Origin of the sequence: Streptomyces sp. NPDC059456 (assembly GCF_042750055.1) — a bacterium.
In the GTDB taxonomy this organism is placed as follows: Bacteria; Actinomycetota; Actinomycetes; order Streptomycetales; family Streptomycetaceae; genus Streptomyces.
Genome location: NZ_JBHYVA010000018.1, coordinates 1 through 12,456 on the forward strand (window position 1 = coordinate 1; position 12,456 = coordinate 12,456).

The 12,456-nt window shown below is 74.4% G+C and carries 12 protein-coding genes and 2 pseudogenes; 8 read left to right on the plus strand and 6 right to left on the minus strand.

The window, feature by feature from the left end; translation table 11 throughout:
• Nucleotides 1-386 precede the first annotated feature (386 nt).
• Nucleotides 387-1,599, plus strand: a pseudogene (fabV, locus tag ACFXA3_RS03375) (enoyl-[acyl-carrier-protein] reductase FabV).
• A gap of 22 nt (nt 1,600-1,621) precedes the next feature.
• On the opposite strand, the gene ACFXA3_RS03380 reads toward fabV, so the two are convergent.
• A complete protein-coding gene (locus tag ACFXA3_RS03380) occupies nt 1,622-2,593 on the minus strand; it encodes a LysR family transcriptional regulator (RefSeq protein ID WP_385181238.1) in 972 nt (323 codons plus the stop codon).
• A gap of 156 nt (nt 2,594-2,749) precedes the next feature.
• On the opposite strand from ACFXA3_RS03380, the gene ACFXA3_RS03385 reads away from it, so the two are divergent.
• From ACFXA3_RS03385 to ACFXA3_RS03395, 3 genes are read left to right on the plus strand one after another with little or no spacing between them, the layout of a single operon-like run.
• Nucleotides 2,750-4,018: an MFS transporter gene (locus tag ACFXA3_RS03385; protein WP_385181240.1), complete on the plus strand. Its 1,269-nt coding sequence runs from the start codon at nt 2,750-2,752 to the stop codon at nt 4,016-4,018.
• 5 nt (nt 4,019-4,023) lie between these two features.
• On the plus strand, nt 4,024-4,827 hold the full coding sequence (locus ACFXA3_RS03390) for an SDR family NAD(P)-dependent oxidoreductase (protein WP_385181242.1): 804 nt from the start codon (nt 4,024-4,026) through the stop codon (nt 4,825-4,827).
• A 26-nt stretch (nt 4,828-4,853) separates the two neighbouring features.
• Nucleotides 4,854-5,228, plus strand: a complete 375-nt coding sequence (locus tag ACFXA3_RS03395) for a MerR family transcriptional regulator (RefSeq protein ID WP_385181312.1) — start codon at nt 4,854-4,856, stop codon at nt 5,226-5,228.
• 73 nt (nt 5,229-5,301) lie between these two features.
• Here ACFXA3_RS03395 and pip read toward each other — a convergent pair whose 3' ends face one another.
• Entirely contained in the window at nt 5,302-6,219 is a 918-nt protein-coding gene (gene pip / locus ACFXA3_RS03400; RefSeq protein ID WP_385181315.1) for a prolyl aminopeptidase, read from the minus strand.
• Nucleotides 6,220-6,289: 70 nt separating this feature from the next.
• Nucleotides 6,290-6,466, minus strand: a complete 177-nt coding sequence (locus ACFXA3_RS03405) for a hypothetical protein (protein ID WP_385181245.1) — start codon at nt 6,464-6,466, stop codon at nt 6,290-6,292.
• A 211-nt stretch (nt 6,467-6,677) separates the two neighbouring features.
• Here ACFXA3_RS03405 and ACFXA3_RS03410 point away from each other — a divergent pair, with 211 nt between their 5' ends.
• From ACFXA3_RS03410 to ACFXA3_RS03420, 3 genes and pseudogenes are all read left to right on the plus strand, one after another.
• Nucleotides 6,678-8,726, plus strand: coding sequence for a calcium-binding protein (locus tag ACFXA3_RS03410; RefSeq protein ID WP_385181247.1), 2,049 nt, complete (start codon nt 6,678-6,680; stop codon nt 8,724-8,726).
• 202 nt (nt 8,727-8,928) lie between these two features.
• Nucleotides 8,929-9,552: a histidine phosphatase family protein gene (locus tag ACFXA3_RS03415; RefSeq protein WP_385181250.1), complete on the plus strand. Its 624-nt coding sequence runs from the start codon at nt 8,929-8,931 to the stop codon at nt 9,550-9,552.
• A 96-nt stretch (nt 9,553-9,648) separates the two neighbouring features.
• Nucleotides 9,649-9,922, plus strand: a pseudogene (locus tag ACFXA3_RS03420) (SAM-dependent methyltransferase); the annotation flags it as partial.
• 8 nt (nt 9,923-9,930) lie between these two features.
• Here the strand turns inward: ACFXA3_RS03420 and ACFXA3_RS03425 are convergent.
• Together ACFXA3_RS03425 and ACFXA3_RS03430 are read right to left on the minus strand one after the other, a co-directional pair.
• Nucleotides 9,931-10,491, minus strand: coding sequence for a pyridoxamine 5'-phosphate oxidase family protein (locus ACFXA3_RS03425; protein ID WP_385181252.1), 561 nt, complete (start codon nt 10,489-10,491; stop codon nt 9,931-9,933).
• A gap of 203 nt (nt 10,492-10,694) precedes the next feature.
• A complete protein-coding gene (locus ACFXA3_RS03430; protein ID WP_385181254.1) occupies nt 10,695-11,276 on the minus strand; it encodes a TetR/AcrR family transcriptional regulator in 582 nt (193 codons plus the stop codon).
• 168 nt (nt 11,277-11,444) lie between these two features.
• Here ACFXA3_RS03430 and ACFXA3_RS03435 point away from each other — a divergent pair, with 168 nt between their 5' ends.
• The gene (locus tag ACFXA3_RS03435; protein ID WP_385181257.1) at nt 11,445-11,885 is read left to right on the plus strand and encodes a nuclear transport factor 2 family protein; all 441 of its coding nucleotides are present in this window, start codon (nt 11,445-11,447) and stop codon (nt 11,883-11,885) included.
• Nucleotides 11,886-11,970: 85 nt separating this feature from the next.
• Here the strand turns inward: ACFXA3_RS03435 and ACFXA3_RS03440 are convergent, their stop codons facing one another.
• Nucleotides 11,971-12,456, minus strand: a complete 486-nt coding sequence (locus ACFXA3_RS03440) for an NUDIX hydrolase (protein WP_385181259.1) — start codon at nt 12,454-12,456, stop codon at nt 11,971-11,973.

The window sequence follows — 12,456 nt, forward strand, 5'->3', positions numbered from 1 at the left end:
GGGGCGGCCCCCCGGGCCCCAACCCCCCCCGGCCCCCCCCCCGCCCCCCCCCACCTCCCACCCCCCCCCCCCCCGCACCCCCTCCTCTCGGCCGCGGCGATCGCCCGCTGAGGCGAACGACCCCTGCCACGCAGACCCACGGATCACCGTCATCGAGGCGTTCCGGGCCTGACGGCACGAGCGAGCCCGAGAGCCCGAGAACCCCGGGGTCCCGGCGAGGCGTGGTCCGGGGGCTTCGGGGGCGCAAGTGGTGGAACACTCCAAGATCGACTCGTGATCCTTGTTCCCGCGCGGGTCACTGCCCGCGTGCGGGCCGTCGCAGACTGGCAGGGAGCGGCGGCCGGCCGGTCGCCGCTCCCGTCCCGGCCGACCCAAGGACTGCCATCGTGAACGAGCGCGTTCTCACCCCTCGCAACCGGGGGTTCCTCTTCCTCGACTCCCACCCGGCCGGGTGCGCGCAGCTGGTCGCCGACATGTGGCAGGCCTGCCCCGCCCCCGCGAGCGGGCCGCGGGGCGACGGTCCGGTCGCGCTGGTCATCGGTTCCTCCGCCGGGTACGGGCTCGCGGCCACGCTCGCCGGACTCAAGCGCGCCGGCATCCGCGGCATCGGCGTGTGCTTCGAGAAGGCGCCCCGCGCGACGGACCGCGACCGCCGGCTGGTACCGGAGCGCCGCCACCGCCGACATCGCCCGCGCCGAAGGCCGGGACCTGGTCCTCCTCAACGGCGACGCGTTCTCCGACGCGGTGAAGGACCGGGTCGCCGACCTCGTCGAGCAGCGCTTCGGCGGCCGGCTGGACCACCTCGTCTACTCGGTGGCCGCGCCCCGCCGCACCGACCCCGGCACCGGCGCCACGTACGCCTCCGTCCTCAAGCCGATCGGCGGTGCCCACCGCACCAAGACCCTCGTCTTCGACGACGAGGGCGCGCCCGAGGTCCGCGAGGTCGAGACCGGGCCCGCCGAGGGCGACGACGTGGAGCAGACCGTCGCCGTGATGGGCGGCACGGACTGGGAGCGCTGGATCGACCACCTCGCCGGACGCGGCCTGCTCGCCGACGGGTTCTCCACCGCCGCGCTCTCGTACATCGGCTCGCCGCTGACGGCGGCGATCTACCGGCAGGGCACCATCGGCGCGGCCAAGGCCCACCTGGAAGCCACCGCCCGCACCCTCGACGAGCGGCTCGCCAAGACGGTGGGCGGGCGGGCCCTGACCTCCGTCAACGGCGCCGCCGTCACCCAGTCCTCCACCGCGATCCCCGGCATCGCCCTCTACACCGGCCTGCTGCGCGGCGTCCTCGGCGACGGCCTCGTCCCGCCGGTCCACCAGCTCGCCGCCCTGTGGGACCAGCTCACCGGCGCCGCCCCGCTCACCCCGGACGACGAGGGCCGCGTCCGCCTGGACGCGTTCGAACTGGCCGGTGACGTCCAGGCCGCCGTCGCCGAACGCTGGGCGAGCGCCACCACGCAGACCATCGCAGACCTGGCCGACCTCGACTGGTTCCGCGCCGAGGTCCGGCGCCTCTACGGCTTCTCCGTACCCGGCATCGACTACGCCGCCCCCGTCGAGACCGACGTCCCCTGGCCCGGCCACACCCTCTGACACCCGCCCGCCGCCGCGGCCGTCACCGCGGCAGCACCCAGCCAGGCACCCAGGTCCCGGCGGCGGCAGCGGCCGTGGCACCAGCGCCATCGGGTTCGCCGCCGGGTCCGGCCGCCGTGGCGGCGAGGTGCGCGCGCAGGGTGGCCAGCGCCGGGTGCGGGTTGTCCCGGTGCCACAGCAGCGAGTGCGGGTAGACGGGCGTCGGACCGGTCACCGGGATGCGGCGCAGGCCGTGGCCGGTGGGCCAGACGAGGCGTGTGTGCTCGCCCATGAAGGTGGCCAGGGCCGGGGTGTCGGCGATGGTGTCGAGGAGCGCGTCGGAACCGAAGTTGGGGCCGGTCGCCTCGATCGTGAGGCCGAACTCCGCGACGAGGTCGTCGTAGTAGGCCGCCCACTCGGTCCCGGGGACGATGCCGGGCATCCAGATCCGGTGCCCGGCGAGCCGGGCGAGGGGCACCGACCGCGCGCCCGCCAGCGCGTGGTCGGGGCCGGTGAGGAGCTGGAGCGGCTCGTCGACCACCCGGACGGACACGACGTCCTCGGGCAGGGGCCGGCCCGGTGCGGCGACGGCGCGGAACGAGGCGTCGATCGTGCCGGAACGGACGGCGGCGACGGCCGTCTCGATGTCGAACAGCGTCACCACGTCGAGTTCGATCCCCGGGTACGCGCGGTGGAACCCGCGCATCAGGCCCGACGCCGCACCCCGCAGGTTGATCACGTCGACGCGCAGCGGACGGCTGCCGGTGCGCACGGACGCCACCGCGCGCTCCGCCACGCGCAGCAGTTCGCGCGCGTGGGACAGGAACGCCTGCCCGTCGATGGTGAGCCCGGCGCCGCGCGCGGTACGGAGGAACAGCCGCACGCCGAGGCTGCGCTCCAGAGCGGCGATCCGCTTGGAGACGGCCTGCTGGGTGACGCCCAGCTCGGCGGCGGCCTCCTGGAACTGCCCCGAGTCGGCGGCGGCGACGAAGGTCCGGACGGCGTCGAGATCCATGCCCCCACCCTAAGACCCACAACCCTTGGTTGTGGCTCGTGGGCCCGTGGTTGTTTGATCCCGGGCCCCGGCGCTCGCTTTCATGGATCCGATCGCGGATCGGTTGTACGGCGAATGGCGCAGGGAACACGGCGACGGACGAGGGGCGGCACCGGGATGAGGAGCGGACACCGGCTGGGGCGACGGTTCGGGTGGCTCTGGGGGGCGTACGGGACCAGCGCGCTCGGCACGTGGCTCGCCTTCGGCGCGTTCCCGCTGATCGCCCTCCGGGCGCTGCACGCCGGACCGGCCGAGGTCGCCGCACTGTCCTCCGTGGGCGCTGCGGTGGGTGCGGCCGTGGCGGTGCCGCTCGGCCCGTGGACGGAGTTCCGCCGCAAACGGCCGGTGCTGATCGCGATGGACCTGGTGCGGTGCGCCGCGCTGCTGACGGTCCCCGCCGCGTACGCACTCGGCGTGCTCACCTTCCTCCAGCTCCTGCTGGTCTCGGTGGTCGTCGCGGCCGCCGACATCACCTTCCGCGCCGCCTCCGGCGCGTACCTCAAGACGCTGCTGCCGGCCGAGGACCTGCTCGTCGCGAACGCCCGGTTCGAGTCCACGGCCTGGACGACCACGATCCTCGGACCGCCGCTGGGCGGCGCGGCGATCGCCCTGTTCGGCCCCGTCACGACGGTGGCGGCCGACGCGGTCAGCCACCTGCTCTCGGCCCTGGGCATCCGCGCGATGGGCGGGCACGAGCCGCGCCCCGTGCACCCCGGGCGCCGGGAGGTGCCGCGCATGCGGGCCGGGGACCTGCTGCACGGCTGGCGCCACATCCTCGCCGACGCGACGCTGCGCCCACTGTTCCTCAACACCGTCCTGTTCAACGGCCTGGTGATGGCGACCCAGCCGCTGCTGGCCGTCCTGATGCTCGGCCGGCTCGGGTTCGCGCCGTGGCAGTACGGCCTCGCCTTCGCTCTGCCCTCGGTCGGCGGGCTGCTCGGCTCGCGGCTGGCCCGGCCGCTCGCCACCCGGTTCGGGCAGCACCGGGTCCTGGCCGTGGCCGGGTCCCTGCGCGCGATCTGGCCCGTCGGCCTGGCCTTCCCGGGCCCGGGCACCGCGGGGCTGCTCCTCGTCATCGGCATCGAACTCGGACTCATCCTCTGCTGCGGCGTCTTCAACCCCGTCCACGCCACCTACCGCCTCCGGCGCACCCCGGCCGACCGGGCCGCCCGCACCCTGTCCGCCTGGGCGGTGACGACCAAGGCCTCGACCGCGCTCCTGACCGCGGTCTGGGGTGCACTGGCCGCCCTGCTCGGCCTCCGCACGGCGATCGGCCTGGCCGGTGTCCTCGTACTGGCGACCCCGCTGCTGCTCCCGCGCCGCGCGGCAACGCACCTCGCGGAGCCGGCCGTTGACCTTGCCACTGGCGGCAGGGTTGCACGCTGACCGGCATGAACAGCACGAGCGGCACGAGCGGCACGCCCAGCACGCCCAGCACGAACAGCACGAGTCGTACGAGCGGCAGGGTCGTCGCCGTCACCGGAGCCGGCAGCGGCATCGGCCGGGCCACCGCCCACGCCTTCGCCGCCGAGGGCGCCCACGTCATCGCGGTCGGACGCAGGAGCGACCCGCTCGGCGAGACCGCGGCCGGGCACGACCGGATCACACCCCTGCCCGCCGACATCACCGCGGAGGGCGGGCCCGAGCGGATCGTCCAGGCGGTGGTGGAGCGGCACGGCCGGCTGGACGTGCTGGTCAACAACGCCGGCATCGTGCGCAGCGGCGCCCTCGGCACGCTGACGCCGGACATGATCAGCACTCAGCTCGCCACCAACTTCATCGCCCCCGTCCTGCTGGCCCAAGCGGCACTGCCGTTCCTGGAGACGTCGGGCGGGGTGATCGTCAACGTCAGTACGTCGGTGGGGCAGCGGGGGTGGCCCGGCAACGCGGTCTACGCGGCGACCAAGACCGCCGTGGAACTGCTGACCCGCAGCTGGGCGGTCGAGCTGGCACCCCGCGGGATCCGGGTGGTGGCCGTCGCCCCCGGCGCGATCGACACCCCCATCGGCGAGCACCAGGGCCTGACGCCGCAGCGGAGGGCCGCGGTCCGCCAGTGGCAGCTGGCGCACACCCCGCTGGCCCGGATCGGCCGCCCCGAGGAGGTGGCCTGGGCGATCACCCGGCTCGCCGCGCCGGCCGCGTCGTTCGTCACCGGCGTGGTCCTCCCCGTCGACGGGGGAGCGGTGGTGGCGTGATAGGAGTGGCGGGGGAGGTGGAACGGGTGCGGATCGGTGAGCTGGCCACGGCGACGGGGACGACGGCTCGTGCGCTGCGGCACTACGAACAGGCGGGGCTGATCTCCTCCGAGCGGGCCTCCAACGGCTACCGCGTCTACGACGAGCGGGCCGTGGTGCGGGTCCGCAACATCCGCCACCTGCTGGCCGCCGGGCTCACCCTGGACGACGTACGCGTGTTCCTGCCGTGCCTGGACGGCGATGTGGCGGCCGCACCGCCCTCGGAGAAGGGCCTGCGGGTCGCGCGGGAACGGCTGGCGGTCCTCGACGACCGGATCGCCGCCCAGACCCAGGCCCGCGACCGCCTGACCGCCGCCCTGCGGGCGAAGACCGGCGACCGCCCCGACCCGCTGCTGCCCTGACCCGCCGCCGGGCCGCGGGGGCCAAGAGCGCACGTACCCGCCCCCCGTTCGGGGGAGACGGCCTCGCTCCCGGTCAGGCGCGGGCGAACCGGTCCAGGGCGCGCAGGACATGGATGCGCGTCGCGGTGTTGCCCAGGTGGCCCGCATCGGGCACGACGGTCAGCTCGGCGTCGGGCCAGGCGCGGGCCAGTTCCCAGGCGGTGTCGAGCGGGCCGGCGATGTCGAGCCTGCCGTGGACCAGTACGCCGGGGATGCCGGCCAGACGGTGGGCGTCGCGCAGCAGCGCGCCTTCCTCCAGCCACGCGCCGTGGGAGAAGTAGTGGGAGCAGATGCGCACGAGGGCCAGCTGCGCGGCCGGCGGACGGTCGCCGTACGGGTGGGAGGCGCCGTTCGTCTCCCCGGACAGGACCGCGTCCTCCCAGGCGCACCAGTCGGCCGTGGCCTTCTCCCGTACCGCGGCGTCCGGGTGCTCCACGAGCCGCGCGTACGCGCCGACGACGTCCCCGTCCCGCGGTGTGCCGGGGACTCCCGCCAGGAAGCGTTCCCAGGGCCCGGGGAAGAACCGGCCGGCGCCCCGGTAGAGCCAGTCGATCTCGGAACGCCGGGTGGTGGTGACACCGGAGATGACGACCTCCGACACCCGCTCGGCGTGCGTCTCGGCATAGGCCAGGATCAGCGTGGACCCCCACGAGCCGCCGTACAGCAGCCAGCGGTCGATCCCCAGGTGCCCGCGCAGCCGCTCCATGTCGGCGATCAGGTGCCGGGTGGTGTTGTGCCGCATGTCGGTCAGCGGGTCGCTCGCGTGCGGGACGCTGCGTCCACAGCCGCGCTGGTCGAACAGGACGACGCGGTACCGGTCCGGGTCGAAGTACCGGCGCGCCGCGGCGCCGCACCCGGAACCCGGCCCGCCGTGGACGACGAGTGCCGGTTTGCCGTCGGGATTCCCGCAGACCTCCCAGTACACGAGGTTGCCGTCGCCGACGTCGAGCATCCCCTGCTCGTACGGCTCGTACGGCTCGTACGGCTCGTACGGCTCGTACGGTTTGATCGGCGGGAACCGCTCAGCCACGGCCGTCCCTCCGCCGCGCCTCGGCCCGTTCCTCCGGGACGTCCCGCACCCGGTGTTCGGCCCGCGCCGGCAGCTGCTCGGCCATCCGTACCCCCAACTCGCCGTCCTCGTACCGGTGGAAGCGTCCGCGCCCCTCGCCCCGTGCGGCGGCTCCGGTCCTGCACCGCATCCTGCCAGGACCCGCCGACACCGGACCGGCCCGCGCCGCCCCGGACTGCCGGCGGGCGCGACCTCCTCCCCTCGTGCGCTCCTCCGCCGGGGTGGTTCCCGGAGGCTTTCGCGGGTGGCGTACGGCACGGCCCCCGGGCGCGGGACCGGTCCCGTACGAAGCTGTGCGCTGCTCCCTGCACGCCCCCGCCAGGCCGGAGGTTCGTACACCCATGACCCACACACATCCGAGACCGGCGGTACGGCGCCGCGGCCGGCCGGGCAGGACGGCCGCGGCGGCGGTGCTCGGCATGACGCTCGCGTTCGTGCTCGCGCTGTCCGGCGCGGCGTCGGCCGCACCGGGCGAGCCGGATCCGGCCTTCGGTACCGGCGGCCGCGTCACCACCTCCTTCCCCGGCTACGCGGAGGGCCACGACATCGCGCGGCAGGCCGACGGCAAGCTGGTCGTGGCGGGCCTCAGCGCTGGCGGCTTCGCGCTCGCCCGGTACGACACCAACGGCAGCCTCGACCCGTCGTTCGGCACCGCCGGTACGGTGACCAGCGACTTCGGCGGCGCCGACACGGCGAACGCGGTGGCGGTCCAGCCCTCGGACGGGAAGATCGTCGTGGTCGGCACCACCCAGGTCGTCGCGGAGGAGGGCGGCGGCTGCTGCTTCTTCTCGGTGGCCCGCTACAACACCGACGGCAGCCTGGACACGGGATTCGGCAACGCCGGCCTGGTACGGGTCGACGAGTTCGGCGGCTCCGCGGACGGCGCGGACGTGGCGGTGCAGCCCGACGGCAAGATCATCGCCGCGGGCAAGGGCGGCGGCGGTGGCTTCGCGCTGGTCCGCCTCGACGGCAGCGGAAACCTGGACCCCACCCTCGGCGGCGACGGCGCGGTGGTCGCGGGGTTCACCCCGGCCTCGCCCCAGGACGCCGGCGGCATCGCCCGCGGCATGGCCCTGCAGCCGGACGGGAAGATCGTCTCGGTCGGGTACGTGGGCAACACCGCGTTCGACATCGGCGTGGCCCGGTACAACACCAACGGCAGCCTGGACACGACCTTCAGCGGCGACGGCATGGTGACCGCGGACTTCGGCGGCACCGAGTTCGGCAACGCCGTGGCGGTCCAGCCGGACGGAAAGATCGTCGCGGCGGGCAACGGCGGCGCCGCCGTCGCCCTCCTGCGCTACAACGCGAACGGAACCCCCGACACCGGCTTCGGCACCGGCAACGGGCGCACCTCGGTCCGGTTCCCCGGCGACGGCGGCAACGCGAACGCCATGGCGCTCCAGCCGAACGGAAAGATCGTCCTCGCCGGCCTGGCCGACGACCCCAACAGCTCCGAGGCCAACGACTTCGGCCTGGTCCGCTTCAACCCCAACGGCACCGTCGACACGGGATTCAGCGGGGACGGTTTCGCGGTCACGGGCTTCGGGGACTACGACGAGGCGCGCGCGGTGCTCGTCCAGCCGGACGGCAACATCGTCGCGGCCGGCTACGGGGCGGGTTACGCCTTCGCCCTCGCCCGCTACCAGGGCGGCGACGCAGCGCCCCCGCCCCCGCCGCCGAGCGCGGACCTGGCGGTGACGAAGACCGGTACGGCCACCGTGAGCATCGGCGACCGCGCCTCGTACACCCTGACCGTCTCCAACGCCGCGGCCTCCACCGCGACCGCGACCGGCGTCACCCTGACGGACACGCTCTCCGGCGCCGCCGCGACCCTCGTCTCCGCCACCCCCTCGCAGGGCACCTGTACGACCACGGCCACCGGGGCCAACTGCACCCTCGGCTCCCTGGCCCCGGGCGCGAGCGCGACGGTCACGGTGACGGCCGAGCCCCGGGCGACCGGCACGCTCACCGACACGGCCACCGTCGCCGCCGCCCAGCAGGACCCGGCGACCGCCAACAACAGGGCCACCGCGACCACTTCGGTCAACAACGCCCGCGGTTGTACGATCATCGGCACCAGCGGCGCGGACACGCTGACCGGCGGCTACTCCAACGACGTGATCTGCGCCCTCGGCGGCAACGACACCGTCCGCGCGGGCTACGGCAACGACACGGTGTACGGCGGCGAGGGCAACGACAACATCGACGGCGGCTTCGGTGACGACACCCTGAACGGCGGCCCGGGCAACGACACCCTGACCGGCTACTACGGCAACGACCGGCTCACCACCGCCGACGGCGTCGCGGGCAACGACACCGCCAACGGCGGCACCGGCACCGACACCTGCACCACCGACCCGGGCGACGTCCGCATCAGCTGCCCCTGATCCGGATTCCGGTCCCGATCGGACCGCCCGCCCGCCCGCGCACCCGCGGGTCCGAGAGCCGTCCCCGTCTGCACGCAGCACCACGCAACACGCGGCGAGCACACGGCGACGGCTCTCGCGCATCCGGCATGAAACCGCTCGGCCGACGTCGGCGTCCCTCTGTGTATCCGCAAGATCACAAACGCCGACGGAGGACCTGCCGATGCCCGCAACAGCCGCCCGTTACCTCTACCTTGCACGACACGGCGAGGCCTCGGCCGACGAGAGCGAGCTGACCGACGCCGGGCGCCGCCAGGCCACCCTGCTCGGCGAGCGGCTCGCCGGCACTCCGCTGTCCGCCGTCCACCACGGCCCGCTGCCCCGCGCGGCGCAGACGGCGCGCCTGATCCACGACCGGCTGGACGACGTACCGCTGGAGGAATCGAAGCCGGCCGGGGACTACATCCCGTACGTGCCCCGGCGGGAGGAACTGCCCGCGGTCTCCGCCGATGCCATGCTGGCCCGTCTGGCCCTGTTCCCCGCCGAGGAGCGCGAGGGCGGCCCGGCCCTGGCGCAGGCGGCCCTCGCCCGGTTCACCGGACCCGTCGAGGGCGACGTACCGCGCCACGAGCTGGTCGTGACCCACAACTTCCTCATCGGCTGGCTCGTCCGCGACGCCCTCGACGCGCCGAACTGGCGCTGGATGGGCCTCAACCACGCCAACGCCGCACTGACCGTCATCCGCTACGCCCCCGACCGGCCCGCCTCGGTGCTCTTCTACAACGACATGGCCCACCTCCCCGAAGACCTCCGCTGGACCGGCTTCCCGCCGGACCTCCGCGCCTGAGGCCGGCCGGGCGGACGGGAGGACCTTCCGGCACATCGAGGTCCTGGGCATCGCCCCGGGCCGGCGGTGCCGGGAGGCCGGTGCGGGCGGCTCCTCGGTGGTGACGCGGCCCACGGACGCAACTGCCGCGGCTGCTGCGCGGGGCAGGACCGACCGACGTCACCGCGGACGCCCACTTGCCGGTCACGTCCCCGGCCTGCGCCGTCCTGGAGGCGGCGACGGTCGGGCAGGTACGGGACCGGCTCGTCGGGGCGGGCCTCGCGGCGGACGAGGAGATCGACCGGCATCTCGCGGCGGTCGAATCGGGCCGCCTCGACCTCACGACCTCACGACCTCACCCATGATCTCCGCCCGGGGCCGCCGCCCCTGACGGACCGCTCAGAACGTCCACCGCGTGTGCGTGTACACGCCGTCGTCCCGGCCGAAGCCGTAGGCCGTGGTCGGGGCCACCGCGAAGACCACCACGTCGCCCTTGCGGAACGCGTCCCCGATGCCGTGGAAGGTGCCCTCGGGCGAGGTGATGTGCCAGGTGTACTTCGCCTCGTACGCCGCGATCACCTCCTCCAGCAGCGCCGGATCGGCGACCTGCCCGGCCGTGCCCTCGACCACGAGGTCGAGCCCCTCGGTCAGCGAGTTCCCGCCGGTGGTCAACGCGCAGTGCCCGTGGTGGGCGAGGTTCTTCGCCTTCTGCTCCTGCGCACCGGTCGAGAAGTACACCGCCCCGTCGTGCCAGGCGGCGATCACCGGAGTGACGTGCAGCCGGCCGTCCGGCCGCACCGTGGACACCCAGAAGATCTCGGCGGTCTCCAACTGCCGCCGCGCCTCGGCCCAGTCGGTGGCGGTGACGTCCGCGGCACCCGGGCGGGGGTTGAGTGCGGAGCTGTAGCGGGCGTCGAGCTCGGTCGCCGTGGGTTCGTTCGCGGGTCCCTGCGCTGTCATGGCGGACCTCCTTCCTCCCCCGGTAACGAGAGGACACCGGCGCGGAACCGGCGGGAGGCCCGCTTTCGCCCGTATGCCGCCGCCTGGTTGCCCCCTGTCCCCGCCGCCTCGCGCGCGTCGTCTCGCGCCCCGGCGGACCCCGGCTCCGGCAGGGCCGGGCAGGGCCGTGGAAGCCGTGTACCGCGTACCGGCCCCCGGGCCGCTCAGCGTGGCCGCAGGCCGTCGAAGACCACGGCGAAGATCCGCTCGCGCGCCGCCGGGTCCCCGCCGAGCTGTTCCAGCGTCGCGCCCGCACCGACCAGCAGGGCGAGCAGCTCCGGCAGGCCCAGTTCCGGGCGGACCTGCCCGCCCCGCTGCGCCTCGGACAGCAGGCCGGCCAGCCTGGCCTGGATCTCCTCGGTCGGCTCCCGCAGCGCCGCGTGCACGTCCACCCCGGCCGCGCCGAGTGCCTGGGCGAACTCGTTCTTGCCCGCCGACTGTTCCACCACCAGGCGGAAGCAGGCGAAGAAGGCCTCGGCCGGATCGGCCGGATCGGCTTGGTCCGCCAGCTGCGCGGTCATGGCCGCCATCGCTTCCAGCCGGCGCACCATCACCGCCTCCAGCAGGGCCTCCTTGGTGGGGAAGTGCCTGAAGAGCGTGCCGACCCCGACCCCGGCGGCCCGGGCGATCTCCTCGGTCGGCACGCCGACGCCGCGGGTGGTGAACACCTCCGTGGCGACGTCGAGCACCTTGGCCCGGTTGCGGGCCGCGTCGGCCCGCAGCGGCCGCTCCTGAGCGCCACTCATCCTTCTCCGCCTTCCTCCGTGGGCAACGGCATGCCCCGGCACGACTCCCGGCACGACTCCCGGCACGAGGGCCGACAGGACCCCTGGACAACCGGAGTCGCCAGTCCGTATCGTTCTAAACGGAGCCGCTGGTCCGATTCTAGTGGCTGATCCGGCCGGAGGTTGATCATGCCCAAAACGCTGTCACCGCGAGAGGTCTCCCACAAGCTGCTGGAGGACATCGGCGCGGGCCGGTACGCGGAGCTGGCCGAACTCTACGCAGAGGACGCCGTCGTGGAGACCGTCTTCGAGCCGGTCGGTCCGCGCAGGTTCGAGGGCCGGGCCGTGCTCGCGGCGCGGTTCGCCCAGGTCGCCGCGGGCTCGCCCGTGGAACTGACCCCCGTGAACGTGGTCGTCCGGGAGACCGATGACCCGGAGGTGGTGGTCGCGGAGTGGGACTACCGGGTTCACCACCGGGCGACGGGCCGGACGTTCGAGACCGCCAACATCCAGGTGCTGCGGGTCCGCGACGGCCTGATCGTCAGCAGCCGGGACTTCCACGACCACCTGGCCCTCGTGGTGGCCGGCGGCCACCTGCCCGAGCTGGTGCAGGCGCTGGAGGCCGGCTGAGGCCTCCCGTACGGGAGCCGTCCCGTACGGGAGTGGTCCCGTACGGGAGCCGTCCCGCACGGTGGGCGGTCCCGTACGGGGGCCGTCACAGCGGGCGTCCCTCCCGGAGGTAGACCGTCGTGCCGGACCGGGCGGCGGCGTGGAGGGCGGTCAGGGTGTGCAGGCCGGCGGCGAGCGGGGTGTCCCGCAGCTCGGCCAGGTGCAGGAAGGCGTGCCGGTCGTGCTCGTCGCTCAGCCGCACGGGCCGCTCGCCCGTGTGGACGCCGCCGTGGAAGAAGTAGTCGATCACGGGGCCGGTTTTCTCGACGTCGACGCGGTGGTCCGTGCCGATCAGCCGCGGTACGTCGGCCAGTTCGAGCCCCGTCTCCTCGCTCGTCTCCCGCCGAGCCGCCGCCCACGGGTCCTCGCCGTGGTCGAGCATCCCGCCCGGCAGCCACCACCGTCCCGACATGGGCGTACCGGGGCCGTACCGGAGCAGGAGGACGCGGCCGTCGGGGTCCAGCAACAGGACGCAGGAGGCCACCACCGTCTGCGGGAGCGTCTTGATCCACTCCTCTCGGGGAATCCACAC